This window comes from Desertivibrio insolitus, from assembly GCF_017355965.1.
GTDB lineage: Bacteria > Actinomycetota > Actinomycetes > Actinomycetales > Microbacteriaceae > JAFIQW01.
The window spans coordinates 382,787-406,904 of sequence record NZ_JAFIQW010000003.1 but is presented as its reverse complement, the minus strand read 5'-3'; the positions used below and the strand labels follow the sequence as shown (position 1 = coordinate 406,904).

31 protein-coding genes are annotated in these 24,118 nt (G+C 72.8%); 15 read left to right on the top strand and 16 right to left on the bottom strand.

The window, feature by feature from the left end; all coding sequences use genetic code 11:
- Window positions 1-24 precede the first annotated feature (24 nt).
- From JUB10_RS08705 to JUB10_RS08690, 4 genes are read left to right on the top strand one after another with little or no spacing between them, the layout of a single operon-like run.
- Window positions 25-1,491 carry an MFS transporter gene (locus JUB10_RS08705; RefSeq protein ID WP_207455576.1) on the top strand — a complete coding sequence of 489 codons (1,467 nt, stop codon included), beginning with the start codon at window positions 25-27 and terminating at the stop codon, window positions 1,489-1,491.
- A gap of 59 nt (window positions 1,492-1,550) precedes the next feature.
- The gene (locus JUB10_RS08700; protein ID WP_207455574.1) at window positions 1,551-2,054 is read left to right on the top strand and encodes an RNA polymerase sigma factor; all 504 of its coding nucleotides are present in this window, start codon (window positions 1,551-1,553) and stop codon (window positions 2,052-2,054) included.
- Complete coding sequence (locus JUB10_RS08695) at window positions 2,051-2,629, top strand: methylated-DNA--[protein]-cysteine S-methyltransferase (RefSeq protein ID WP_307859161.1); 579 nt, start codon at window positions 2,051-2,053, stop codon at window positions 2,627-2,629. Before JUB10_RS08700 ends, JUB10_RS08695 begins: the two co-directional genes overlap by 4 nt.
- Before the next feature lie 20 nt (window positions 2,630-2,649).
- Entirely contained in the window at window positions 2,650-3,102 is a 453-nt protein-coding gene (locus JUB10_RS08690; protein WP_307859160.1) for a GNAT family N-acetyltransferase, read from the top strand.
- On the opposite strand, the gene JUB10_RS08685 is transcribed toward JUB10_RS08690, so the two are convergent.
- From JUB10_RS08685 to JUB10_RS08655, 7 genes are read right to left on the bottom strand one after another with little or no spacing between them, the layout of a single operon-like run.
- Complete coding sequence (locus JUB10_RS08685; RefSeq protein WP_207455570.1) at window positions 3,089-4,699, bottom strand: hypothetical protein; 1,611 nt, start codon at window positions 4,697-4,699, stop codon at window positions 3,089-3,091. The genes JUB10_RS08690 and JUB10_RS08685 overlap by 14 nt on opposite strands.
- Before the next feature lie 56 nt (window positions 4,700-4,755).
- A complete protein-coding gene (locus JUB10_RS08680; protein WP_207455568.1) occupies window positions 4,756-5,157 on the bottom strand; it encodes a VOC family protein in 402 nt (133 codons plus the stop codon).
- A 28-nt stretch (window positions 5,158-5,185) separates the two neighbouring features.
- Window positions 5,186-5,362, bottom strand: a complete 177-nt coding sequence (locus JUB10_RS08675; protein WP_207455566.1) for a hypothetical protein — start codon at window positions 5,360-5,362, stop codon at window positions 5,186-5,188.
- Entirely contained in the window at window positions 5,359-5,775 is a 417-nt protein-coding gene (locus JUB10_RS08670; RefSeq protein ID WP_207455564.1) for a molybdopterin synthase catalytic subunit, read from the bottom strand. Before JUB10_RS08670 ends, JUB10_RS08675 begins: the two co-directional genes overlap by 4 nt.
- Window positions 5,768-6,862, bottom strand: coding sequence for a bifunctional molybdenum cofactor biosynthesis protein MoaC/MoaB (gene moaCB, locus JUB10_RS08665; RefSeq protein WP_207455562.1), 1,095 nt, complete (start codon window positions 6,860-6,862; stop codon window positions 5,768-5,770). Before moaCB ends, JUB10_RS08670 begins: the two co-directional genes overlap by 8 nt.
- On the bottom strand, window positions 6,859-8,037 hold the full coding sequence (locus tag JUB10_RS08660) for a molybdopterin molybdotransferase MoeA (protein ID WP_207455560.1): 1,179 nt from the start codon (window positions 8,035-8,037) through the stop codon (window positions 6,859-6,861). The genes moaCB and JUB10_RS08660 overlap by 4 nt, the downstream gene beginning before the upstream one ends.
- A complete protein-coding gene (locus JUB10_RS08655; RefSeq protein WP_207455558.1) occupies window positions 8,037-9,167 on the bottom strand; it encodes a ThiF family adenylyltransferase in 1,131 nt (376 codons plus the stop codon). Before JUB10_RS08655 ends, JUB10_RS08660 begins: the two co-directional genes overlap by 1 nt.
- A 240-nt stretch (window positions 9,168-9,407) precedes the next feature.
- Between JUB10_RS08655 and JUB10_RS08650 the strand changes: the two genes are divergently transcribed.
- The 3 genes from JUB10_RS08650 to rlmC all read left to right on the top strand — a co-directional run bounded on the left by JUB10_RS08650 (window position 9,408) and on the right by rlmC (window position 12,195).
- Entirely contained in the window at window positions 9,408-10,070 is a 663-nt protein-coding gene (locus tag JUB10_RS08650) for an LON peptidase substrate-binding domain-containing protein (RefSeq protein WP_242682335.1), read from the top strand.
- Window positions 10,071-10,353: 283 nt separating this feature from the next.
- Window positions 10,354-10,923 carry an NADPH-dependent FMN reductase gene (locus JUB10_RS08645; RefSeq protein ID WP_207455551.1) on the top strand — a complete coding sequence of 190 codons (570 nt, stop codon included), beginning with the start codon at window positions 10,354-10,356 and terminating at the stop codon, window positions 10,921-10,923.
- A gap of 147 nt (window positions 10,924-11,070) precedes the next feature.
- Window positions 11,071-12,195, top strand: coding sequence for a 23S rRNA (uracil(747)-C(5))-methyltransferase RlmC (gene rlmC / locus JUB10_RS08640; protein WP_207455549.1), 1,125 nt, complete (start codon window positions 11,071-11,073; stop codon window positions 12,193-12,195).
- A gap of 17 nt (window positions 12,196-12,212) precedes the next feature.
- Here the strand turns inward: rlmC and JUB10_RS08635 are convergent, their stop codons facing one another.
- From JUB10_RS08635 to JUB10_RS08610, 6 genes are all read right to left on the bottom strand, one after another.
- Window positions 12,213-12,815 carry a hypothetical protein gene (locus JUB10_RS08635; RefSeq protein WP_207455547.1) on the bottom strand — a complete coding sequence of 201 codons (603 nt, stop codon included), beginning with the start codon at window positions 12,813-12,815 and terminating at the stop codon, window positions 12,213-12,215.
- A gap of 9 nt (window positions 12,816-12,824) precedes the next feature.
- The gene (locus JUB10_RS08630) at window positions 12,825-13,652 is read right to left on the bottom strand and encodes an endonuclease/exonuclease/phosphatase family protein (RefSeq protein WP_207455545.1); all 828 of its coding nucleotides are present in this window, start codon (window positions 13,650-13,652) and stop codon (window positions 12,825-12,827) included.
- Between the two features lie 10 nt (window positions 13,653-13,662).
- Window positions 13,663-14,214 carry a GNAT family N-acetyltransferase gene (locus JUB10_RS08625; protein ID WP_207455544.1) on the bottom strand — a complete coding sequence of 184 codons (552 nt, stop codon included), beginning with the start codon at window positions 14,212-14,214 and terminating at the stop codon, window positions 13,663-13,665.
- Window positions 14,215-14,237: 23 nt separating this feature from the next.
- A complete protein-coding gene (locus JUB10_RS08620; protein ID WP_207455543.1) occupies window positions 14,238-14,660 on the bottom strand; it encodes a MarR family transcriptional regulator in 423 nt (140 codons plus the stop codon).
- A gap of 79 nt (window positions 14,661-14,739) precedes the next feature.
- On the bottom strand, window positions 14,740-15,696 hold the full coding sequence (locus JUB10_RS08615; protein ID WP_207455542.1) for an aldo/keto reductase: 957 nt from the start codon (window positions 15,694-15,696) through the stop codon (window positions 14,740-14,742).
- A 59-nt stretch (window positions 15,697-15,755) separates the two neighbouring features.
- On the bottom strand, window positions 15,756-16,445 hold the full coding sequence (locus JUB10_RS08610; RefSeq protein WP_207455541.1) for an alpha/beta hydrolase: 690 nt from the start codon (window positions 16,443-16,445) through the stop codon (window positions 15,756-15,758).
- 273 nt (window positions 16,446-16,718) lie between these two features.
- On the opposite strand from JUB10_RS08610, the gene JUB10_RS08605 reads away from it, so the two are divergent.
- The 5 genes from JUB10_RS08605 to JUB10_RS08585 all read left to right on the top strand — a co-directional run bounded on the left by JUB10_RS08605 (window position 16,719) and on the right by JUB10_RS08585 (window position 20,433).
- Window positions 16,719-17,543 carry a methyl-accepting chemotaxis protein gene (locus JUB10_RS08605; protein WP_207455540.1) on the top strand — a complete coding sequence of 275 codons (825 nt, stop codon included), beginning with the start codon at window positions 16,719-16,721 and terminating at the stop codon, window positions 17,541-17,543.
- Entirely contained in the window at window positions 17,540-17,953 is a 414-nt protein-coding gene (locus JUB10_RS08600; RefSeq protein WP_207455539.1) for a phage holin family protein, read from the top strand. Before JUB10_RS08605 ends, JUB10_RS08600 begins: the two co-directional genes overlap by 4 nt.
- Before the next feature lie 13 nt (window positions 17,954-17,966).
- Window positions 17,967-18,707 carry a DUF3618 domain-containing protein gene (locus JUB10_RS08595; protein WP_207455538.1) on the top strand — a complete coding sequence of 247 codons (741 nt, stop codon included), beginning with the start codon at window positions 17,967-17,969 and terminating at the stop codon, window positions 18,705-18,707.
- Window positions 18,708-18,850: 143 nt separating this feature from the next.
- A complete protein-coding gene (locus JUB10_RS08590) occupies window positions 18,851-19,282 on the top strand; it encodes a BLUF domain-containing protein (protein WP_207455537.1) in 432 nt (143 codons plus the stop codon).
- Window positions 19,243-20,433: an acyltransferase family protein gene (locus JUB10_RS08585; protein ID WP_242682406.1), complete on the top strand. Its 1,191-nt coding sequence runs from the start codon at window positions 19,243-19,245 to the stop codon at window positions 20,431-20,433. The genes JUB10_RS08590 and JUB10_RS08585 overlap by 40 nt, the downstream gene beginning before the upstream one ends.
- Here JUB10_RS08585 and JUB10_RS08580 read toward each other — a convergent pair.
- Both JUB10_RS08580 and JUB10_RS08575 read right to left on the bottom strand, forming a co-directional pair.
- Window positions 20,430-20,921 carry a GNAT family N-acetyltransferase gene (locus JUB10_RS08580; RefSeq protein ID WP_207455536.1) on the bottom strand — a complete coding sequence of 164 codons (492 nt, stop codon included), beginning with the start codon at window positions 20,919-20,921 and terminating at the stop codon, window positions 20,430-20,432. The genes JUB10_RS08585 and JUB10_RS08580 overlap by 4 nt on opposite strands.
- Window positions 20,905-21,285 carry a DUF4406 domain-containing protein gene (locus JUB10_RS08575; RefSeq protein ID WP_307859159.1) on the bottom strand — a complete coding sequence of 127 codons (381 nt, stop codon included), beginning with the start codon at window positions 21,283-21,285 and terminating at the stop codon, window positions 20,905-20,907. Before JUB10_RS08575 ends, JUB10_RS08580 begins: the two co-directional genes overlap by 17 nt.
- Before the next feature lie 48 nt (window positions 21,286-21,333).
- Between JUB10_RS08575 and JUB10_RS08570 the strand changes: the two genes are divergently transcribed.
- From JUB10_RS08570 to JUB10_RS08560, 3 genes are all read left to right on the top strand, one after another.
- On the top strand, window positions 21,334-22,086 hold the full coding sequence (locus tag JUB10_RS08570) for a DeoR/GlpR family DNA-binding transcription regulator (protein ID WP_207455535.1): 753 nt from the start codon (window positions 21,334-21,336) through the stop codon (window positions 22,084-22,086).
- Window positions 22,083-22,841: a GNAT family N-acetyltransferase gene (locus JUB10_RS15050; protein ID WP_207455533.1), complete on the top strand. Its 759-nt coding sequence runs from the start codon at window positions 22,083-22,085 to the stop codon at window positions 22,839-22,841. The genes JUB10_RS08570 and JUB10_RS15050 overlap by 4 nt, the downstream gene beginning before the upstream one ends.
- Window positions 22,842-22,904: 63 nt before the next feature.
- Window positions 22,905-23,063: a hypothetical protein gene (locus JUB10_RS08560; protein ID WP_207455531.1), complete on the top strand. Its 159-nt coding sequence runs from the start codon at window positions 22,905-22,907 to the stop codon at window positions 23,061-23,063.
- Between the two features lie 21 nt (window positions 23,064-23,084).
- Here JUB10_RS08560 and JUB10_RS08555 read toward each other — a convergent pair whose 3' ends face one another.
- The gene (locus tag JUB10_RS08555) at window positions 23,085-24,104 is read right to left on the bottom strand and encodes a hypothetical protein (RefSeq protein WP_207455529.1); all 1,020 of its coding nucleotides are present in this window, start codon (window positions 24,102-24,104) and stop codon (window positions 23,085-23,087) included.
- Between the last annotated feature and the right edge of the window lie 14 nt (window positions 24,105-24,118).

Sequence of the window (24,118 nt, the reverse complement as noted above, 5' to 3'; positions counted from 1 at the left end):
AGGCCGCCGAGCGAGGAGCACCGGATGACCCGTGCCACCACCACCCGCCCCGCCCGTCCCGTGCTCGGGCCGCTGGGCGTCATCGTGGGGTTCCTCGCGTTCGTGGAGTTCACGAGCGGCATCCTGCAGGGCTACTACACGCCGATGCTCACCGACATCGCGCGCAACCTGCGGATTGAGGACGCCGACGTCAACTGGTTGGAGGGGTCGCAGCTCGCGCTGTCGGCGCTCGTCGTGCCGGCGCTCGCCAAGCTCGGCGACATGGTCGGGCACAAGCGCATCCTGCTGTGGTCGACGGCGGTCACCGCGCTCGCGTCGCTCGTGCTGCCGTTCACCGACTCGTTCGCCGTGTTCCTCACCGCGTGGGCGCTGCAGGGCTTCTACGTCGTCTGGCTCCCGCTCGAGGTCGCGCTGATCTGGTCGCGGTCGCGCGCGGCGGGGCACTCGGCCGCGGTCACGGCGAAGGCAGCGGGGCTGCTCGTCGCGGCGCTCGAACTCGGCGCGATCAGCGGTGCCCTCGCGGGCGGCGCGCTCATCGACGCTCTGCCGCTCGAGGTCGTGCTGCTGGTTCCGGCTCTCGCGGTGGTGGTCTGCTTCGTCGTCATCCGCTTCGGGGTGAAGGAGTCCCCGGAGGTCGCGGGCGGCCGCCTCGACACCGTCGGGCTCGTGCTGGTCTCGCTGTCGCTCGTCGCGCTCACCGGCGGCCTGAGCTTCCTGCGGCTGAACGGCGTCGGCGATCTGCTGTCGTGGGCGCTCGTGCTGCTCGGCGTGCTGCTGCTCGTGCCGTTCGCCCGGTGGGAGCTGCGGCACCCCGACCCGCTGATCGACGTGCGCCTGTTCCGCTCCCCCGCCCTGTGGCCGGTGTTCGTGACGGCGGGACTCTTCGGCGTCAGCGTGCTCGGGGCGCAGGCTCCGCTGTCGACGTTCGCCCGCACCGACCCCGCCGAGGTCGGCTACGGCCTCGGCACGACGGGCTTCGCGACCTCGCTCATCATCGGGCTGTACCTCGTGGCGATGATCGTGGGCGCCCTCGCCTATCCCGCGGTTGCGCGGCGCACGACTCCGCGGGTGACGCTCATGGCCGCCTCGTCGCTCGTCGCGGTCGGCTACCTGCTCTTCCTGCCGTTCCATGACACGTACGCGCAGGCGATCACGAACATGCTCGTCGCGGGGCTCGGCTCCGGCGCGCTGGTCGCCGCGCTTCCCGCAGCGGCCGCCGCCGCCGCACCGTCCCGGCAGACCGGCGTCGCCACGGGGCTGACCAACTCGGTGAAGACCGTCGGCGGCGCGATCGCGTCCTGCGTCTTCGGCATCGCGCTCGCGAGCGGAGTCGCCGGCGCGGGCTCCGCAACCGCCGGCTCCTTCGCCGGGTACGTCACCGTGTGGCTCGTCTGCGGGCTCACCGCGGTCGTCGCGACCGTGCTGCTCGCGTTCGTCCCACGGCAGGCGTTCACCGACTCCGCGACCGAATTCGCACCCGTGATGCGCTGAGTCGCGGCATCCGACCTCACATTCCGCCGCTGTCGCCCGTCTACGGTGTGATGGGCACCATGACCGAGACCAGCACCCCGCGAGCCGGCACCGCCGTGCGGGGCAGCTTCGACGCGGTCGTCGAGCAGCACGGCGCGACGGTGCTGCGCGTGTGCCGCGTGATCGTCGGACCGCACGACGCGGACGACGCTTGGAGCGAGACGTTCCTCGCGGCACTGCGCGCGTGGCCGACCCTTCCACCAGACGCCAACGTCGAGGCCTGGCTCGTCACCATCGCGCACCGCAAGGCGATCGACATCGTGCGCGCCCGCCGCACCGTGCCCCTCGAGCACGCGCGCGAGCCGGTCTCGGCGCACGGCGTGCCGGGCGACGGCTTCGAGCTGTGGGCCCGCGTCGCCGCACTGCCCGAGAAGCAGCGCCTCGCGGTCGCGTATCACCACGTCGCCGGCCTGCCGTACCGGGAGGTCGCCGCCCTGCTCGGCGGCACACCGGAAGCCGCCCGGCGCGCCGCCTCGGACGGCATCGCCGCCCTCCGCACCCGACTCACCCTGGAGGAATCGTGATCGACTTCGGCTCCGTGGACCTCGCTCCCCTGCGCGAGCGCCTCGCCGCGCGCGCCGCCGAGGAGGAGCTGCTCGACGTCGCGTACCGCGTGATCGACAGCCCCGTCGGCCGGCTGCTGCTCGCTGCGACGCCGGCCGGTCTCGTGCGCATCGCCTTCGAGCGGGAGGACTTCGACGTCGTGCTCGACGATCTCGCCCGGCGGGTGGGCCCGCGCGTGCTGCGCGGCACCGACCGGCTGGATGACGTCGAGCGCGAGCTCGCGGAGTACTTCGCTGGCCAGCGGCGCGCGTTCGACCTGCCGCTCGACACCCGCCTCTCGACCGGGTTCCGCCGCGCGGTGCAGGCCCACCTGCCCTCGATCCCGTACGGCCACACCGAGAGCTACACCGAGGTCGCGACGGCCACGGGCTCTCCGAGGGCGGTGCGGGCGGTCGGCACGGCGTGCGCGACGAACCCGCTGCCGGTGGTGGTGCCGTGCCACCGCGTGCTGCGCTCCGACGGCTCGCTCGGCGGATACCTCGGCGGCCTCGAGGCGAAGCGCACGTTGCTCGAGCTCGAGCGCCGGGCGGCGTAGCCCGGTTGGGAGAATGGGGTGTGAGCTTCGACATCCGCCCCGTCCACCCCGCCGACCGCGAGCAGTGGGCCGCGCTGTACCGGGGCTACCGCGACTTCTACGAGCAGACCCCCGACGAGTCCGTGATCGACGGCGTCTGGTCGTGGCTGATGGACGAGGCGCGCGACTTCCACGGCTTCGTCGCCGACCGCGACGGCACGCTGCTCGGGCTCGCGCACTGGCGGCACTTCGACCGGCCGATCGTCGCCCGCGTCGCGGTCTACCTCGACGACCTCTTCGTCGCGCCCGACCTGCGCGGGGGCGGCGTCGGGCGGGCGCTGATCGGCGCCGTCGAGCAGGTGGCACGCGACGAGGGCGCACCGCTCGTGCGCTGGATCACGGATGCCTCGAACGAGACGGCCCGACGGCTCTACGACTCGGTCGCGACCGCGACGCCCTACGTCACCTACGACCTGAGGGTCACTGGTAGCTGATCAGGTCCGGCTGCGGCACGACCTGCTGCATCGTCTGCTCGGGGGTGAGCATCGGGAGGTCCTCGTCGTAGAAGTTCTTCCAGCCCCAGGCCACCGGCGGGGCGTCGCGGCGCAGGCTGGCCCACGTCGCCTGCTTGTCACCCTGACCGCCCTGACCGTCGGCGTGGATGAGCACGCTCACCTCATCGCGGCCCGTGTCGATGGCCTGACGGTCGGTGATCATCGACGTGCGGAACTGGTGCAGCACGAGCAGCTTCGGCGGCAGGCCGTTCGCGTGCACGAGACCGGTCAGGTAGTCGATCACCGCGTTCACCTCGGCCGCCCCGACGCTGCCGATCGTCACGAGGTGGCGCTGGTCGGGCGCGAGCCGCCACTCCGGATCGAGCGCGAGGCCCACCCACGGCAGCGCCAGCACCTTCTCGTACCGCTTCGCCTGCGTCACGAAGTCCGTGCGCCCCGGCTGCAGATCGACGACGACGTAGAGCCCGGCGTCGCCCGCGGCCTTCGCCCACTCGTACATGAGCTCCGGGTCGAGCTCGTTGGAGTAGTCGCCGTCGGCGCCCGCGCTTCCGGATGCCACGGTCGCGATCAGCTCGAACGCCGGCAGCACGGTGTCGGTCGTGAGGGAGCGGTACGGCTCCGCCAGCTCGCGGGCGCGCTCGATCGACGCCTCGAGGCCTTGCTCGCCGAGCACTCCGAGCACCGGCACGTGCGGGCTGCCGTACATGGCGACGACGGTGTGCGCCGGGAAGAGCGTCTGTCCGCCGCCCGGCAGCTGCAGGCCGCCGGCGGCCGCCTCGAGCTGCCAGTCGAGGTTCGGAGCATCGGCGAAACCGGCCCCGATCGCGAGCACCGGGCCGTCCCCGCCAGCGAGGAACTCGATCGCGGCGGGCGAGCGCTGCACCGTGGGCGCGTCCGGCGCCAGCAGCCGCACCTCGGCGCCCGCGGCGCGGGCGGTCGCGACGGCGGCGAGCTGCTCGGGAGCGTCGACCGCGACGACCCGCACGCCGGATGCCTCCGGCCGCTCGACCACGATCGCGGCGTCGCCCTCGGGTTCGGCGCCCGCGTCGGAACCGAAGAGCACGGGCGCGCCCGGATCGGCGCCCGCGAGGGCGGCGACGGCGCTCGCCTCGAGCGGTGCCGCGTCGACGGGCATGCCGAGCAGGTCGGCGATCCCCGCGGCGGTCGGCTCGAGCGGCACGACGTCGTACCCGTCGAGCGCGGCGTCCTCCGGCTCGCCGGCGAGCACGACGTCCTCCGCCCCGAGCCGCTCGAGCTCGTCGAGCACGGCGTCGCCGGTCCCCTCGAGCACCGGGACGCCGAGGGCGGCTCCCGCGACGGCCGCGGCGAGGTCGGCGGTGTCGTCGCCGGCGGCGATCACCACGGCGGGGGACGACTCGAAGAGGGCGCGGCTCGTCTGCACGGCGGCCGCGGCGGCATCCGGACCGGGAGCGGTGAGCACCTCGTCGCCCTCGCTCTGCAGCACGGGCACGCGGCTGCGCTCGTCGTCCTCCACCGGGGTCGTCGCGACGCAGCCCGTCGTGGTCATCAGAGCCACGAGGGCCGCGAACACCGCACCGTCACGGAGGAAACGCATCGCCTCCACGGTAGCGGGCGCGCTGCCTGCGGCGAGGAGGTGCGCCGAGTGGCGGCTCAGTCCAGTTCTTCGAACAGGGTGAGCTGCAGGTCGGCGGGGCCGCGCAGGCGCGAGTTGAGCGAGCGCCACGGCGTCTCGCGCGGCTCGGCGATGAGTTCCGCGCCGGCATCCGTGAGCCGTCGCGTCACGCCCGCGGAGTCGGTCACCTCGAGCGCGACGCGGAGGCGGTCGCTCGGGCGGCCCTCCGCCTCGACGGAGTCGATGAGCCGCTTCTGCGCGGGGTTCGCGAGCTCGAGCGTGGCCCGGCCGGCGTCCAGGATCACGACGCGGGCGTCGTCCTCGCCCTCGTACGCCTCCTGCTCGGGCAGTCCGAGGACGTCGCGGTAGAACCGCACGGCCTCGTCGAAGTCGGGGGCCTCGACGACGAGGCGCAGCTGGTGAACGGTGCGATCGGTCATGTTCCGTTCTACCGCCGACGCACCCGTTCTAATCCCGCTTGCGCCGCAGCCGGCCCTTCATGCGCTCGGTCATGGCATCCGTGAAGTCGTTCGCGAGACCGAGCGAGAGTTCGCCCGGGTTCGCGCCCTGCGAGATGGCGTGCACGGCCTCCTCCGCCTTACGGCGACGTTCCTCGGCGGCGTCCGGCTCCTCGTGCTCGGTCACAGGCCGACCCAGTCGCTCGCCCGGCCGTCGTAGTGCTGCTTCTTCCAGATGGGCACCTCGACCTTGATGCGGTCGACGAGCGCCTGGCAGGCGGCGAAGGCCTCGGCGCGGTGCGGGGCGGCGACGGATGCCGCGAGCGCGACGTCGCCGATCGTCAGCGCGCCGACGCGGTGCACGGCCGCGACGGGCAGGCCCGACTCCGCGGCGACGGCGGTGCAGACGCGGCGCAGGAACTCCTCGGCATCCGGGTGCCCCTGGTAGTCGAGCGCGGTGACCGTCTCGCCGCCGTCGTGGTCGCGCACGACCCCGCGGAACGTGACGACGGCGCCGTGCTCGCGCCCAGCGACGAAGTCCTCGACCTCGGCGACGTCGATCGAGGTGTCGGCGATGCGGGCGAGCACGCGCTCAGTCATGCCGCCCCTCCCCGGCGACCTGGCCGAGCAGGTGCCCGAGGATCGGCTCGAGCACGCCGAGCCCGTCGCGCACGCCGCCGGGCGAGCCGGGCAGGTTGACCACGACGGTCGAGCCGGCGAGGCCGGCGAGCCCGCGGCTGAGGGCGGAGGTCGGCACCGCGTCCGACCCCGCGCGGCGGATCGCGTCGGCGACGCCGGGCAGCTCGCGGTCGAGCACGGCGGCGGTCGCCTCGGGGGTGCGGTCGGTGGGCGAGACGCCGGTGCCGCCCGTCGTCAGCACGAGCGCGGGGGCGGATGCCACGGCGTCGGCGAGCGCGGCGGCGATCTCGGCGTCGGCGACGACGACGGTCGCCTCGACCTCGAGCCCCTGCCCGGCGAGCCACTCGGCGATCAGCGGGCCGGTCGTGTCCTCGCGCTCGCCCGCGGCGGCCCGCGTCGAGGACACGAGCACGCGGGCGGTGCGCCGCGGCACCGGGGCCAGCGCCTCGGCGGAAGCGTCGGGTGAGAGTTCTGCGGTGACGCCGAGCGCCGGGGCGGGCGCGGCGGGCTCGAGGTCGCGCGCGGTCTCGGCATCCGACTGCTCGGCGTCATCCGGGGCCGGCGGTCGCTCGGCGTCGTCGTCGCGGCGCCACGAACCGCGCTTACCGCCGTCCTTCGCGACGAGCCGGAGGGCGGTCAGCGTCGCCGCGGGGTCGACGGCCTTGACCATGTCGTGCAGCGTGAGCCCGGCGACGGAGGCGGCCGTCAGGGCTTCCATCTCGACGCCGGTCTGCGCGGTGGTCTTCGCGGTCGCCTCGATGCGGATCGAGCTCTCACGCAGCTCGAAGTCGACCTTGACGCTCGACAGGGGCAGCTGGTGGCAGAGCGGGATGAGCTCCCACGTGCGCTTGGCGGCCTGGATACCGGCGAGGCGGGCGGTCGCGAGCACGTCGGCCTTCGGCAGGCCGTCGCGGGCGACGAGCGCGAGCACCTCGGCGGTGGTCTCGAACACCGCCTCTGCCGTCGCGGTGCGGGCGGTCACGTCCTTGTGGCTGACGTCGACCATGCGGGCGCGGCCGTCGGAGTCGAGATGGGTGAGCTCGCTCATAGCGGCAACACTCTCACGGTCTCCCCGGCGGCGAGCTCGGTCGTCTCGGCGGGCACGTCGACGAGCACGTTCGCCCGCGCCATGGCGGCGACGAGGTGCGACCCGGGTCCGCCGACGATCTCGACGATGCCGCCCGTGCGGAGCCCGCGCAGGAACTGGCGGCGCCCGGGCACGGAGCTCACCGCGTGCGCGAGCTCCGCGGCATCCGCCTCGATCGGCGGCAGCCCGGCGACGCGGCGCAGCAGGGGGCGCGCGAACACGGCGAACGACACCTGCGTCGAGACCGGGTTGCCGGGGAAGCACAGCACGGGGGTGCCGTCGACGACGCCGATGCCCTGCGGGCCGCCCGGCTGCATCGCGACCGAGCCGAACTCGACGCCGCGCGGCTCGAGCACGTCACGGACGACCTCGTAGGCGCCCTTCGAGACGCCGCCCGAGGTGATGACGAGCGAGGCGCGGTGCACCTCCTCGAACGCGGCCGCGAACTCCGAGGGGTCGTCGCTCGTGCGGCGGCGCAGGCCGACGCCGATGCCGTTCACGGCGAGGCCGGTCTCGAGGGCCACGCGGTTGGCGTCGTAGATGCGGCCAGGGGTGAGGGGTTCGCCGGGCGGCAGCAGCTCGGCGCCGGTCGTGATGATCGGCACGCTGAGGTGGCCGAGCACGGGCACCTCGGCGACCCCGGCCGCGGCGAGCGCTGCGAGGTGCCGCGGCTCGAGCAGCGTGCCGGCGGGCACGAGCACCTCCTCGGAGTGCACGTCGCTGCCGCGGTTGCGCACGTACTCGCCGATCCCGCGGCCACGCTCGATCCGGACGCGGCCGTCGCCGGCATCCGTCGTGTCCTCGACCGGGATGACGCAGTCGGCGCCGTCGGGCAGCGGTGCGCCCGTCATGATGCGGGCGACCCCGCCGTGCGCGAGCGGCCGCGGCTCGACCGCGCCGGCCGGGATCTCCGCGACGACGGGCAGCTCGACCGGCGCGCCCGCGACGTCCGCGGACCGGGCGGCGAAGCCGTCCATCTGCGAGTTGCGGAAGAGCGGGAGGTCGACGGGCGAGCGCAGGTCCTCGGCGGCGACGCGGTGCACCGCCCACTGCAGCTGCTCCACCTGCACGGCCGAGGGCCGCACCGGCAGGTCGGCGACGCGCTCGGCGTACTCCTCGACGCTCAGCCGGAACATCAGTAGCGCGGCAGCGAGGGGTCGACCTCGCGCGAGTACGCGTCGATGCCGCCCTCGAGGTGCTGCACGTTGCCGAAGCCGATCGCCGTAAGGTGCTGCAGCGCGCGCTCGGACCGCACCCCGTGGTGGCAGTAGAGCACGGTCGGGGCGGTGCGGTCGAGCTCGTCGGCGGCGGAGCCGATGGTGCCGAGCGGCACGTTGACGGCACCGGGGATCGCGGTGAGCTCGACCTCCCAGGGCTCGCGCACGTCGATCAGCTGCAGCCCCTCCTTGTCCATGGCGGCGAGCTCGGCGGGGGTGATGCTGTCGGTCATCGGGTTCTCCTCGGTCTGGGGCTGGGGAAGGCTGTCGGGGGCGGGTTGTTCGGTCGGACCGTACTCGAGCTCGCGGAAGCGCGCCCGTCGGGCGTCGTACACGGCGATGCGGCCGAGCAGCGCGTCGCCGGTGCCGGTCAGCAGGCTGACCACCTCCGACGACATGAGCGAGCCGATCACGGCGCACACGGCGGGCAGCACGCCGCCGATCGCGCACGTGAGCACGTCCTCGTCGGCGGGCGGCTGCGGGAAGAGGTCGCGGTACTCCGGAGAGCGCCAGACGCTGCCGACCTGACCGCCCCACTGCGAGATCGCGCCCCAGACGAGCGGCACGTCGCGGCGCACGCACTCGTCGTTCACGAGGAAGCGCGTCTCGAAGTTGTCGCTGCCGTCGACCACGAGGTGCCAGCTGTCGAGCATCCGCCCGGCGTTCTCCGGCGTCAGCCGTTCAGCTACGGGAACGACGGATGCCTCGGGCGCGAGCGCGCGCAGCCGGTCGGCCGCGCTCTCCACCTTGAGCCGCCCCACGTCGACTGCCGTGTGGATGGTCTGCCGATGCAGATTGGAGGGCTCGACCACGTCGTGGTCGACGATGCCGATCGTGCCGACGCCGGCCGCGGCGAGCGCGGGGAGCACGATGCTGCCGAGACCGCCGGCGCCGATCACGAGCACGCGGGCGGCGAGCAGGCGGCGCTGCGCCACCTCGTCGAAGCCGGGCAGGGTCAGCTGGCGGATGAAGCGGCGGCGCTGGTCGAGCGTGAGCTCGGGCCCCGGCTCGACGGCGGCCACGCGCGCTGCCGTGGGGGTCGCCGTCATGGGGTCAGTCTTCCATCCGGCGCGGGTGGCGGGCTGGTGGCGCCCAGCCACGTTCCTTCAGCAGGACGGACGCGGCGACACGCCGCCGGCGGGGCGAACACGCCGGCGTCGCGCGCCATTCGTCCTGCTGGAGGACCAGGATGCTCTCGCTCCGAGTCATCCGTCGCCCTCTCCTGACCGTTGCGTGAGAGAGGCGCGGGCGGGCGCCATCGGCGCGGCGGTAGGTGTCAGGCTCTTGCCATGGCGGAGATGGCGATGTTCCCCCTGGGCTCCGTGCTGTTCCCGGGGATGCCGACGGCACTGCACCTGTTCGAGGAGCGGTACCTGATCATGCTGTCCCGGCTCATCGAGCAGGAGCCGCCGGAGTTCGCCATCGTGCTGATCGAGCGCGGCACCGAGGCCGGCGGTGGGGAGACCCGCTTCCGCACGGCCACCGTCGCGCAGATCACCCAGCTGCAGTCATCCACCGACGGCACGATCGACCTCATCGCGGAAGGCACGCGCCGCATCGAGGTCGACGAGTGGCTGCCCGACGACCCGCACCCCCGCGCGCGGGTGCACGACCTGCCCGAGCTCGAGTGGGACGAGTCGCTGCGTCCGCTGCGCGAGGAGGCCGAGCGCGTCGTGCGGCGCGAGCTCGCCCGGGCGAGCGAGTTCGGCAACATCGTCTGGTCGCCGGATGTCATGGTGTCCGACGATCCCGTCGAGGCCGTGTGGCAGCTCGCGGGCGTGGCCCCGCTCGGGCAGCTCGACCAGTTCACGCTGCTGCGCAGCACCTCGATGGAGCAGCTGCTCACCTCGCTCATCCGCCTCACCACCGAGGCCGCGGAGATGCGCACCGCGTTCGAGGACGACGACCTGGGCCGCGAGCTCGATGAGCTGACGGGCGACGACGAGGACTGACGCGGGGGCGCTCGGGGCGCCCTCGTTCCGGGCGCTTACTCCTGACCGAAACGGCAGGCCCGGTGCAGGTCCACTCCAGAGTTGCCGCAACCGCCCGGACACAGGGTCGAGCGCCGCCGTCCATCCCCGCCGCATCCGTTCGGCATCCGACTCCTCTGCACCGGCGTGCCCGCGCCCGCTCTCAGCCGACTTCATACGAGCGCATGGAATAGTGGGGCGACCCCCAGGAATCACTTCTCAGGGAACCGCCGTGCCATCCCCGCGGCGACAGAAAGGAACACGGATGACGTACAAGGTCGGCTACATCGTCGGAAGCCTCAGCACGAACTCCATCAACCGTCAGCTGGCGGACGCGCTCGTGAAGCTCGCCCCCGAGGCGGACCTCGAGCTCGTCGAGATCCCGATCAAGGACCTCCCGCTGTACAACCACGACTACGACGCCGAGTACCCGGCCGAGGGCAAGGCGCTCAAGCAGGCGATCGCCGATGTCGACGCCGTGCTCTTCGTCACCCCCGAGTACAACCGCTCGGTGCCGGGTGCCCTCAAGAACGCGATCGACTGGGCGTCGCGTCCGTGGGGGCAGAACTCCCTCACCGGCAAGCCCTCCGCGGTGACCGGTGCCTCGATCGGCGCGATCGGCACCGCGGTCGCGCAGCAGCACCTCCGCAGCATCCTCTCGTTCTGCGCCTCGCCCGAACTGGCACAGCCCGAGGCCTACATCCAGGTGACGGAGGGGCTCATCGCCGAGGACGGCACGGTGACCAACGAGTCGACGCGCGAGTTCCTCACGACGTGGCTCAAGGCGTTCACGGCGCACATCGCCCGCTACGCCGACGACGAGGTCGCGGCCTAGTCGTCGAACGGATGCCTCGGAGGGGCCGGTCACTGCAGGAGTGGCCGGCCCCTCCGCCGTATCCGGCCGCGCACCTCCAGCGGAGCGCCGGCCCCGCCGGCATCCGCCCCGGCGCATCGACCCGCACCGCAACTAAACTCGCCGCCCGTGAAGTGCGCCGCGTTCGATGCCGGGATCTGCCGGTCGTGCGCACTCATGGGCACCACGTACGCCGAGCAGCTCGCCGGCAAGCAGCGGCACTGCGAGACGCTGCTTGCCGGGCATCCGTCGCTCGAGTGGCTGCCGCCGGTGGCGAGTCCCGAGGAGGGGTTCCGCACCAAGGCGAAGATGGTCGTCGGCGGCACCGCGGATGACCCGACGCTCGGCATCCTCGACGACGAGGGCCGCGGCGTGGATCTCAGCGAGTGCGGCGTCATCGCGCCGGGCATCCTCGCGACGTTCCCCACTCTGACGGCGTTCATCGGGCACGCGCGCCTCACTCCCTACGACGTGCCCTCGCGCCGGGGCGAGCTCAAGCACATCATCGTGACCGAGGCCCCCGACGGCGGGCTCATGGTGCGCTTCGTGCTGCGCTCGGAGGAGGCGGTGCCGCGCATCCGCAAGCACCTGCCGGCGCTGCTCGACGCGCTTCCCCGCATCGCGGTCGTGTCGGCCAACATCCACCCCGAGCACAAGGCGACGCTCGAGGGCGACCGCGAGCTGCACCTCACCGAGCGCGAGACGCTGCCGATGCGCATCGGCGACGTCGACCTGCTGTTGCGCACCCGCAGCTTCGTGCAGACGAACACGACGATCGCGTCGGCGCTGTACCGGCAGGCGCGCGAGTGGATCGACGCCGCGGACCCGCGCACGGTCTGGGACCTGTACTGCGGCGTCGGCGGGTTCGCGCTGCACGCGGCGGCACCCGGGCGCGAGGTGACCGGCATCGAGACGAGCGCCGACGCGATCGAGAGCGCACGCACGACGGCGAGGCAGCAGGGCCTCGAGGGGCTTCGCTTCGAGGCGACGGATGCCACGGCGTTCGCGCTCGCGCAGACCGAGGCGCCCGACCTCGTGATCGTGAACCCGCCGCGCCGCGGCATCGGACGCGAGCTCGCGGGCTGGCTGGAGCGCTCCGGCGTGCGGACGGTGCTCTACTCGAGCTGCAACGCGGTCACGCTCGCGAAGGACCTCGAGGCGATGCCCTCCCTCGCGCCCGTGCGCGGCCGGGTGCTCGACATGTTCCCGCAGACGAAGCACTACGAGGCGATCGTGCTGCTGGAGCGCAGGTAGGCCACCGGCGAACCCGGTCAGGGCGCGGTGCGCCGCTCCCTGACATCCGCCGCCGTCCCGCGCCACCGGCTGTCGCGGAGCACCCACGGCATCGCGAGCCCCGCGAGCAGCGAGCCGAGCCCGCCGACCGCGAGGTCGCCGATCGTGTCGTCGTAGCTGACGAAGATGTCGGCGTCGACGAAGGTGTTGCCCGCCCACTCGCCGAACTCCCACAGCACGCCGAGCGACAGCCCGAGGGCGGTCGTGACGAGCACCGTTGCCACCCTGGGCATCTTCGGCAGCACCCGGGTGCGGACGAGGAGCACCGCGGCGAGCGCCGCTAGCAGCCCGTTGAGCAGCAGGTGCACGGGGATGTCGACCGGGGGCGCGGTCACGTACAGGTCGAGCGCGGCGGACCACGCCGCGACGAGCAGCACGACCCCGGTCGCGATGTCGACGCCCGGCCGCACCCCGAGGAACCGGGGCACCACGAGTCCGAGCAGGGTCAGCGCGAAGACGAAGAAGTAGACCGGACCGAAGACGACGCCCGCGACGACGGCGCTGACGAGCCCGACGAGGCGCAGCACGTCGGCGAGCACCTCGCCCGCGTCCGCCGGCCGACGCAGGAAGGTCTCGATCACGTCCGCAGGCTATCGAGCGCTGCTGGTGGGCAGTCTGACGATCACCTGCACCGGCTCGTGGTCCGACGGCGCGATGCCGCCCGGTCGCACGGCAACGATCGCGGCGCGCTCCACCTCGACGTCCGGGGTCGCGAGGATCCAATCGATGCGCGATCCCTCGCGCGGCGCGCGGTAGTGCGAGAACGTCGACCACTCCGGCGTCGAGGCGTCCCACGTGTCGACCAGCCCGGCGGTCAGCAGCCGGTAGGCGCGAGAGCGGGGCGACGCGTTCATGTCGCCCATCACCAGGGTGGGCAGTGGCGAGGCGAACGGATGCCGCGTGCCGAGCGCCACCGCGCGCAGCAGCCGGGCGGACCGGGCCCGCGACCACGGCGACAGCGGGTCGAGATGCGTGTTGACCACTCGGAAGCGCGCACCTGTGACGAGGTCCGCGAACTCGGCGACGACGAAGACGCGGGGCCAGGGCGCACCCCAGGACCGCGACCCGGGGGCATCCGGCGTGCGGCTGAGGGCGAACTGCTGCCAGCGCTCGAGCCGCAGGCGAGCGGGGTCGTGGAACACCGCGCAGTGCTCTCCCCCGCCGTCGGCGTCCCGGCCTCGCCCGACCCACTCGTGGCCGAGGCTTCCGGCGACCCAGTCGACCTGCTGCGGCAGCGCCTCCTGCACGCCGAGCACGTGCGGCCGCGCCTGCTGCAGCACCTCGCGCAGCGGTCCGCGGCGGCGCTCCCAGGAGTCGGGGCTGCCCGGCGGCGTGACGGGCAGCAGCCGCCGCACGTTCCACGTCATCACCGACAGCCCGGGCGCATCGACGGGCCCGAGCAGCGCGGCATCCGTCATAGTGCCGAGCCTAGGAACGAGAGCCGCGCCACTCCTGAGCGCCGAGGCGGTACAGCAGGTGCCGGCGCAGCGGATGACTCGGCGCGACGAGCGGGTGGTCGAAGTCGTCGGCGGGGTCGCGGTGCATGCCGATGCGCTGCATCACCCGCTGCGAGCGCTCGTTGAGCAGGGCCGTCATCGACACGATCTCGTCGAGCCCGAACCGTTCGAAGCCGGCGGCGAGAGCGGCGGTGGCCGCCTCGCTTGCGTACCCCTGCCCCCACGCCGCGCGGGCGAGGCGCCAGCCCACCTCGGGCGCCGGGGTGAAGTGCGCCTCGAAGAGGGCGAGCTTGAGCCCCACGAAGCCCAGGAACTCGCCGCTGCCGCGGTGCTCGAGGGCCCAGAGCCCGTACCCGTGCTCGTCGAAGTGCTGCTCGATGCGGTCGACGAACGCGTCGCTCTGCTGCCGATCGAGCGTCGCCGGGAAGTACCGCATGACCTCGGGGTCGGCGTTGAGCGCGGCGAACGGCGCGCGGTCGGCGTCGCGCCAACGGCGCAGGATCAGGCGCGGGGTCTCGAGCACCCCGTCATCCTGCCGCCGCGTCGTCAGGCGTTCCAGCCGAGGTTGCGCGCCATCCGCTCGAGCGTGCCGACGACCCGGTTGTACTCCGTGGGCTCGATGCCCTCGGCGGCGCGGTCGCGCAACTCGGCCACGCGCTCGCCGAGCCGGCCGAACGCGACGGCGCCGGTCTCGGTGAGCACGAAGCCCGAGGGCTGGGCACGCACCCAGTCGCTCTCGATCAGTTCGCGCAGCTCGTCCTCGGTGGTCGTCTCCGAGTCCTCGAGGAAGGGCGAGAGCCGCTTGTCGAGCTCCTCCGGCGGGGTGGGGCTGTCGCCGAGCAGCGACAGGAGCTGCCACTGCCGGCGGGTCACGCCGTGCTCCTCGATCGTCGCGGCGAACTCCTCGTCGATCAGACGGTCGACGAGCTTGAGCCAGAACCCGATGGGGCGTCGGTCGTCGGTGGCCATGAGGCCGAGACTACGCCGGATGCCGCGGGTCGCCCAGAGCCGGCGACTGCACGAGCGCGGCTGGCGCTCGCGCTGAGCCTCAGTCGCCGATCCAGGTCGACCGGTGGGGCCGCAGCGCGTCGAGCTCCTGCCACAGCTCGTTCGGGATCTCGACGTCGAGCAGGCGCACGGTCTGGTCGAGCTGCTGCGGGCTGACCATCCCGCAGATCGTCGAGTGGATGCGCTCGTCGCGCACCGAGACCTGCAGCGCGGCCGCGATCAGGGGCACTCCGTACCGTTCGCACGCGGCGCCCATGGCATCCACCGCCGCGAGCAGCTCTGGCGACGCCGTGCCGTAGGCGTAGCGGTCGCTCATGCGGGGCCACGTCGAGAGCAGCCCGCCGCCGTAGACCGCGGCGTTGTACACGCCGAGGCCCGCCGCGGATGCCGCCGACAGCAGCTCGTCGGCCGTGCGGTCCACGAGGGTGAAGCGGTTGTGCGTGATGAGGGCGTCGAAGAGCCCGGTGTCGACGAAGCGGCGCAGTAGTGAAGCGGGACCCCCGGCGATACCGACGTGGGACACGACGCCCTCGTCGCGCATGCCGAGCAGCGCCTGGACGGGCCCGCCCTCGGCCATCGCCTCGTCGAAGGTGATGTGCTCCGGGTCGTGCAGGAAGAGCAGCGGCAACCGGTCGAGCCCGAGTCGGTCGAGGCTCTCCTCCAGCGAGCGCCGCATCCGGTCGGCGGAGAAGGAGCCCGTCTCCGGGTCGCGGTCGAGCTTGGTCTGCACGACGAAGCCCTCCGGCGGCGTCCGTTCCGCGAGGGCCAGCCCGATCCGGCGCTCGCTCTCGCCGCGCCCGTAGTTGTTCGAGGTGTCGAGCACGGTGAGCGGCCCCTCGAACGCGGCGAGCGCCGTCTCGACCGCGTCGTCCTCCGACACCGACAGCCCGTGGTCGGGAGAGGTGACGCCCCAGGCGGCGGTGCCGACGGTCACGGGCGAGACCTGCAGCCCGGTCCGCCCGAGCGTGACTCGCCTCGTCGCTGCACCCGACGTCATCGTTCCTCCAGCCCGGGCGCGGACGGCCCGTCGCTCCACGCTATCCGGAGCCGGTCGCGCTACTCCGCGGGCGTCTCGCCGAGGGACTCGAGGGCCGCGGCGACGACGGTCGGGGGCACGACGTGGCCGTCGTCGAACTCCCGGTAGTCCACGTCGTAGCCCTCGGCCCGCAGGCGCGGCACGATCTCCCGGCTGCAGCGGTCGATCGGCAGGATCGGATCGGACGTGCCGTGCGAGACGAAGACCGGCGGCCGGCCCTCACGGGGGCCTGGCACGACGAATCCGGGTGAGAACGCGAGGATGCGGCGGAAGAGGTCGCCGTTGCGCAGCCCGAGCGTCAGGGCGTACGAGGCGCCGTCGGAGAAGCCCGAGAGCAGTACCCGCTCGGGATCGACGGGGAAGCGGTCGAACACCTCGGCGAGCACGTCGTCGAGTGCCGCGACGTCGGGTCCGAAGCCGCCGACGATGACGTCCCAGGTGTAGGAGGACGACTTCGGCACGAGCAGCACGAATCCGAGACGCGCGGCCTCGGCCTCGAGGAACGCGAGCGAGCGAGCCGGCTCGCCGCCGGAGCCGTGCAGGAACACGACGAGCGGCACCGGGATGTCCGGGCTCTCCGCCGGCACGAGCAGCAGGTGGTCGCCCGAGCGCCCCCGGATCGAGTGCAGGCCCGGCTCGAGCGGCGGGCGCGTCGGCACTGCGGGGCGCGCGGTCAGGCGCCCCTCCCGGTGCTCCGTCGTGTGCGTCATCCGGCACCTCCTCCTCCGACAGTAGGCGCGCGTTCGCCCAGCTCGAAGGGGCCGGATGCCGCTGGCGCGCGTGATAGCGCAGACGGTGTTCCGGATGCCAGCGGTTGCCCTTGCCGATTGCCTGGCAGTGACCTGACCGGCGCTCGGCAGGTTGCTGAGGATGCATCAGCAGGGGGTGCCATGACCCACCGGTCAGAGCAATGTGGAGATGGAGCCCACACCCGTGCGAAGGCACGGCGACTGTCGTGTGGAACTCATGAAGGAAGGGACGCAATGAGCACCTATTCACAGGACGGATCCATTCCGGACCCAACCACCCCCCTGTACGGCGAGACCGCCTACGACACGACGACCACCGTCGGTGACACGTCCTCGACGAGTGGTGGCGGCAAGACCGACGCCGCGAAGCAGGAGGCCGCGGGCGTCGCCCAGGAGGCCGCCGGTGCGAGCAAGCGCGTCGCGGGAACGGCCAAGGAGCAGGCGAAGAACGTCACCTCCGAAGCCGCGTCGCAGGCCCGTGGTCTGCTGAGCCAGGCCGGGTCGGAACTCAAGCAGCAGGCGAGCACGCAGCAGGACCGCGTCGCGAAGGGCATCCGCTCCGTCGGCGACGAGCTCAAGACCATGGCGTCCAGCTCGGAGAACGGCGGAACCGCCTCGCAGCTGGTCAACAGCGTCGCCGACCGCGCCGACTCCGTCGCGAGCTGGCTCGAGGGACGCGACCCGGGCTCGCTGCTCGGTGAGGTGAAGAGCTTCGCCGCCCGCCGCCCCGGCACGTTCATCGCGATCGCCGCCCTCGCGGGTGTGGTCGCCGGCCGCCTGACCTCCTCGCTCGTCAGCGAGGCGAAGAGCGACGCCGCGAACGACACGGCCGCCCCGGCCACCGGCTACGGCACCGAGTACGTGCCGCCGGCCCCGGCCCCCGAGGACGCCGTCTACGTTCCCCCGGCCGTTCCGCCGGCCACGGGCGCCTACGGCACCGGCACGACGGGCACGACCGGCACCTACGGTACCGGCACCGCCGGTGGCACCGAGCCCTACTCGACCGGCGGCTACGCCCCGGGCACCGGCTACGAGGCCCCCGAGGGTGACCGGCTATGACCGAATCAGGCAGCCGTCCGTACCCTGACCCCGCAGAGGAGAAGGCGAGCCGCACGTCGCTCGGCGCGCTCCTCGGCGAGGTCACGAAGGACATCTCCACGCTGTTCCGGCAGGAGGTCGCTCTCGCCAAGGCCGAGGTGACCGAGTCGGGCAAGAAGGCAGGGAAGGGCGCCGGGCTCTTCGCCGGCGCGGGGGTCGCGGGGCACTTCACCCTGCTCTTCCTGTCGATCGCCCTCTGGTGGGCGCTCGGCTACCTCGTCGGCAATGCCTGGTCGGCCCTCATCGTGGCCGTCATCTGGGGCATCGTGGCGCTCGTCCTCGCCCTGCAGGGCCGCAAGGAGTTCCAGAAGATCAAGGGCGCTCCGCAGACGGCCGAGACCATCAGAGAAATCCCCGAAACGTTCAAGTGAATCGAGACCGCACATGACCAATCTCAACGATTCAGGCGCCTACGGCTCGGGTGAGCCTCAGTACCGCGCCGACGTCGCCGCCGCCTACGAAGAGGGCGACGCCGTCGTCAGCGACCCCAACGACCCCGACGCGATCCGCCGCGACATCGAGCGCACGCGGGCCGAGCTCGGGAACGACGTCGACGCTCTCGCGGACAAGGTGAACCCCACCAAGATCGCGCAGCGCCAGACCGACAAGGTGAAGGACAAGATCGGATCGGTGAAGGACAAGGTGATGGGTGCCGCACACGACGCCAAGGACTCCGTGACCGGAGCGGCTCACGACGTGAAGGACGCCGGCTCGCACGCCGGCTCCTCGGTCGGCGGCCGCGTCTCGTCGGCGGCCGGCACGGTCGGCAACGCCGCCCGTAACGCCCCCGGCCGCGCGGTCGAGACCGCGAAGGGCAACCCGCTCGCCGTGGGCCTGATCGCCTTCGGTGTCGGCTGGCTCGCCGCGTCGCTCATCCCCGCCAGCGGCAAGGAGCGCGAGCTCGCGACCCAGGCGAAGGATGCAGCGCAGCCGCTCGCCCAGGAGGCCGCTCAGGTCGCCAAGGAGGCCGCGCAGAACCTCAAGGAGCCCGCCAAGGAGGCCGCCGAGTCCGTCAAGGGCACCGCGACCGAGGCTGTCGACGCCGTCAAGAGCGAGGGCCAGTCCGAGGCGCAGGGCGTCAAGGAGCGCGCTCAGGACGCGAAGGACAACGTCCAGAACTCCTGACACACCGCAACGAACGGGCGGTCGGCGCGAGCCGGCCGCCCGTCGTCGTTCGCACCCGAGGCATCCGTCGTGTGGCCCGAACTGGGGCGGGAGGGCGCTCCGGCCTTCGGGACAGAATCGAGGCGACCGCCTCGAAAGGAACTATGCGCTCGATCGCCTATCTCAGCACCGCGACGTCGGCCTTCTCCGACGAGGAGCTCGCCGCCCTGCTGCGCACCAGCCGCGAGAACAACTCGCGCGAGGGCCTGAGCGGTCTGCTGCTCCACCGCGACGGGCGCTTCCTGCAGGTGCTCGAGGGCCCGGATGCCGCGGTGCACGAGCGTCTCGCCATGATCGAGCGCGACCCGCGGCACACCGACCTCAAGGTGCTCGCCGACGAGACGATCGACTCCGCGCGCTTCGGCCAGTGGTCGATGGGCTTCCAGCCGGAGAGCGACGAGGTCGCCGCCAGCCTGACCGGTTTCAACGCCTACCTCACCGAGCGTTCCGCGGTCGACCTGCCGGTGCGCGGCTCGCTCGTCGCCGCACTGCTGCACTGGTTCCGCAACCACCCGCTCGCGGCGCCCGCGCTCTGAGCCGAGCCCGCACCCCCGGCACCACCCTGAACAGCACGCCGCCCGCTGCTCCGCCCCGGTACAACTGGATCGACTGGCTCCGGAACCTCGCGATCCTCTTCCTCTTCCCGTTCCACACGGCGCGCGTCTTCGACGCCGCCGAGCCCTACTACGTCGAGGGCGCCCCGCACCCGGTCACGACGGCGCTGATCCAGGCCTCCTACTGGTTCATGCCGCTGCTGTTCCTCCTCGCCGGCATGGCAAGTCTGTTCGGGCTGCGCAGGCGGAGCGGAAGGAAGTACGCCGGAGAGCGCGTCCGGCGCCTGCTCGTGCCGCTCGTCTTCGGCGTCGTCGTGCTGGTGCCCCCGCAGGCGTACCTGGGACTGCTCTTCCACCGCGGAGTCGCCCCCGACTACACGGCGTTCCTCGGCTCGTACTTCGCCGACTGGTCGGACCTCAGCGGGTACTTCGGCACGTTCACGCCCGGGCAGCTGTGGTTCATCCTGTTCCTCCTCGTCATCTCGCTGGGGATCCTGCCCCTGATGCTGCGGCTCGGTCGCCGCGGGTACCGCGCCCGCTGGCTCGCGCATCCGGCGCTGGCCCTCACGCCGGCCCTCGCACTCGCGGCACTCAGCGCGCTGCCCGATCTCAGCGGCAAGAACGTGTTCGTCTACGCCGGCTACTTCTTCGCCGGTTTCCTGCTCGCGACCGACGGCGGCATCGTCGACGCGCTCGCCCGACGGCGCTGGATCCTGCTGGCCGCAGCACTGCTCGGAATGGCCGCGGTGCTCGCCGAGCACGCGACGATCGGCTGGCAGACGGGCGCCGCCTTCGCGCTCGCCCACCAGCTCGTGACGTGGGTCACGCTGCTCGCGATGCTCGCGTTCGCGCGGCAGCACCTGAACCGTCGCTCACGGGTGATGACGTACCTGAACGCGGCCGCGTTCCCGGTGTTCGTGCTGCACCAGACCTTCGTCGTGGCCGCCGGCTACGCGGTGCTGCAACTCCCGGCGACGGCGCCGCTGCAGTACGCGCTGATCATGGCGCTGTCAGCCGCGGCGAGCTTCGGCACCTACGAGCTGGCGCGGCGGGTGCCCGTCCTCCGCTTCCTGCTCGGGATGAAGGCGCCCAGGACGCACGAGGCACGCACGCCCGCCGCCGCAGCCGCCTAGCCGAAGCGCCGGCCGAGAGCCGCCTCCCGGCGCACGTCGGCCTCGCGCCGCAGGTGCACGACGGGGAAGGGCCGCCCCTCGCCGTCGACCGGCGAGCGCCCGACCTCGACGAAACCACGCCGCCGGTAGAACTCGCGGGCGCCCGGGTTCTGCTCGTTGACGTCGAGGTCGACCACCGGATGACTCCGCGCCGCGTCGTCGAGCAGCGCTGTGCCGACACCGCGGCCGTGCTCGGCGGGGTCGACGAACAGCATCTCGATCCGGTGCCCGGCCATGCCACGGAAGCCCACGACGACGCCGTCCCGCTCGGCGACGACGAGGTCGACCGCCGGCAGGAACTCCGGGAGCATGCGGGCGGCATACCCCTCGATGTCGGCGGGGGTGAGGAACGCATGCGTGGCCTCGACCGCCGCGCGCCAGACCGCGAGGAGTCGCGGGTGGTCGGCGGCGGCGGCCGGGCGCAGCGTGAGTTCAGCCGACGGGGACATCCGCGACGCTCGGGATCTCGTCGAGCGAGTGGTAGACGGGGATGCCGCGCTCCCGTGCGATGGCGACGTCGAGGTCGGCCCCGCGCGAGTCGCCGGGCAGCCGCAGCACGGCGTCGCAGTGCTGCAGCAGTCGGTGCGCGGTCGGGTACATGACCTGCTCGGCGAGCGGATCGGCGATGCCCTCGGCGCCGGCGCTCGAGAGCACCGGAAGGGCGACCCACTCGCCGATCATGGGCACGTGACCCTTGGCGAAGATCGGCCAGGCGGCCTCCTCCAGGCGGCGGAGGTTCCGGTCGAGAAGCACGGGGTCGTCGCCCGTGCCGGAGCGGTATGGACCTGCGATGAGGATCAGAAGAGGTTTCACGATAGAGGACGATAGTATGGATAAACACGGAAAAACAAGGAGGAGCACGTGCTGACTGCGCAGCGCCGCGATTTCCTGCTCGAGCGCCTCGGTCGCGACGGCCGGTTGGTGGCCCGCGACATCGCCGCCGAGCTCGGAGTGACCGAGGACATGATCCGCCGCGACCTCCGCGAGCTCGCCGCGGCAGGCAAGGTGCAGCGGGTCTACGGCGGCGCCCTCCCCGTCTCCCCCGCCGTCGCCGACTACGCCACCCGCACGTCGGTCGCACCCGGCAGCAAGCGCCGGGTGGCGCAGGCCGCGGCACAGCTGGTCGCCCCCGGCTCGGTCGTCCTGCTCGACGGCGGCACCACGGCACTCGCCGTCGTCGAGGCCTTGCCACGCGACCTCGCCGCCACGATCGTCACGCACAGCCCGACGATCGCCGTCGCCCTCGTCGACCATCCCCGCGTCGACGTCGAGCTCATCGGCGGCCGACTGTTCCGGCACTCGATGGTCGCGTGCGGCGCCGCGGCGGTCGAGGCGGCATCGCAGGTTCGCGCCGACCTCTTCCTGCTCGGCGTCACGGGCGTGCACGCGGAGGCGGGACTGACCACGGGCGACCGCGACGAGGCCGCGATGAAGCGCGCCCTCGCCGTCCGCGCCGGGGACACCTACGTGCTCGCGAGCGCCGAGAAGATCGGGGCGGCCTCCGCGTTCGAGGTCGTTCCGCTCGACTCGGTCAGCGGCGTGATCACGGACGCCGAGGACGGGCCCGCCCTGTCCTCGCTCGAGCAGGCCGGCGTGAAGCTGGTGCGGACGTGACCGCCCCGTGGCGCCCGCTCGTGCCGGTCGCGCACGCGGACGCCTGGCAGGAGCAGGGGCAGCTCCGCGAGCCCTTCGGCGGCGGGGTGCTCGAGCTGCCCGGCATCCGGCTTATGGCGAGCGGACTGCCGCATCCGCAGTGGAACAACGCGGATGTCACCGACGCAGACCTCGTCGACATCGACGCCGTCCGCGCCTGGTACTCGGCACGGCAGACGCCGTGGGGCGTGCGGGTGCCGCGGGGCATCCGGTGGCCCCACGGCGAGCCACTCTTCGGGCAGCGGCTGATGGGCCTGCCGCGGAACGGGTTCTCACCTGCTCCCGCGGTGCCCGGCCTGCGCCTGCGCCTCGCCGGGCCGGCCGATCTCGACACGGTCGTCGGCGTGGACGCCGCCGCCTTCGGCGGCGACGGGGGAACGGAGCGGCCGTGGATCGCCCCGATGCTCGAGGCTCGGCGGATCGCGGTCGCCCTCGCCGAGCTCGATGGCGCCGCCGTCGGCACCGGCTACGTCGTGCGCTCCGACGGGCGGGCCGGACCGGCCGCGTTCCTCGCCGGGGTCGGAGTGGCGCCCGGCGCGAGACGTCGCGGGATCGGCGCCGCGGTGTCCTCCTGGCTGCTCGAGCATGCGTTCGTGGCCGGCGCGGTGTTGGCGCACCTGAATCCGGACACCGACGAAGCCGCTCGCGTCTACGCCCGGCTCGGCTTCGAGGAGGTCGACGGACTCGTCGTGCATGCCGCACCGGCGTGGCAGTAATCGAACGGAGAGCGGCGTGACTGCCACTCGAACATGGTGGCCCGGGCTCGTAGCGTCCCTGCCATGGACGTATTCGTGATCCTCATGACGGTCGCGACGATCGCCGGCATCGGCGCGACCCTGGTCGAACTGCGCGACGCACCCCCTGCTCCGCAGCCCGTCCGCGACCTGCCGCCGGGCGAGGTGCTGGGCGACGGGGGCATCCGCTGGCGACTGCTCTGACAGGGCCGGAGACGCTTCGCCTCAGCGGCGGCGCAGGTACTCCACGACCTCCATGACGTCGGAGAGCTCGTGGCCGTCGAACTCCTCGACGAGTTCGGGGAGCGTCGTCGCCGCCGGACCGCCACGCAGGCTGCTGCCGTCGCTCCAGCGGTGCTCGAAGCGTCGATCCCGCTGCGGCGACTCCCGCCGGTCCCGCACCCACTGCTCGAGGTTGCGCCGGTCGTCGGGCTCGAGGTCGGAGAGCAGCGCGAACAGCTCCACGGCCCGCAGCGAGTCGGTCAGCATGACCTCCTGCAGGCCGTGCCTGCTCTCGAGGGTCACCCAGTACCGGCCGTCGTCGGTCAGCCGCACCTCGTAGTCCGACTGCCCCGGACCGGCGAAGACGAGCCGGCCGACGTCCTCGAAGTAGCGACGGCCGTCGCCGAAGCGCTCGTCGGGCACGAGCATGTCGAGCACACGCGCGTCGACGCGCCGCAGCAGCAGCTCGAAACCGTCGACCGTGTCGAGGGGTTCCGCGTCCGGGATCCGGACGTCGGTCGCGGCGGGCGGCAGCGCGCGCACGAAGGCGACGACCTCGTCGATCGTCGAGCCCTGGAAGGCGTGCACCATGCGGGTGAGCAGGGCGCCGTGACCCCGCCGGCGCCCGTGCGGCAGCACGTGCAGCCAGTCGTGGTCGCCCCACAGCATCCAGTCCTCGCCGGCGACCCGGACGACTCCGTCCGGGCGGGTGAGGGCGAGGTGAGCGCGGAGCGCCGCCTGCCGCTCGGCGGTGAGCACCCATTCGTAGGTGAGGTGCAGACCGAGCGCCCAGCTGCTGGAGGTCTCGAGCAGGGCGTCGCCGCCGTGCTCGTCGTCGCGGCGCAGCAGCCACCGGCTCGGCGCCGCGTAGGTCATCGAGTCCTGCAGCTCGCCCCGCCCGATGTCGATCGCGTCGCGGGTGGTGCGGTACCAGCGGCCGTCACCGGCGGTGCTGAGCTGCTCGACGAGCAGTTCATCGAGCAGACCCTCGACGGTCCAGTCGACCGGCAGCAGACGTCTCACGGTGAGTCCTCCGT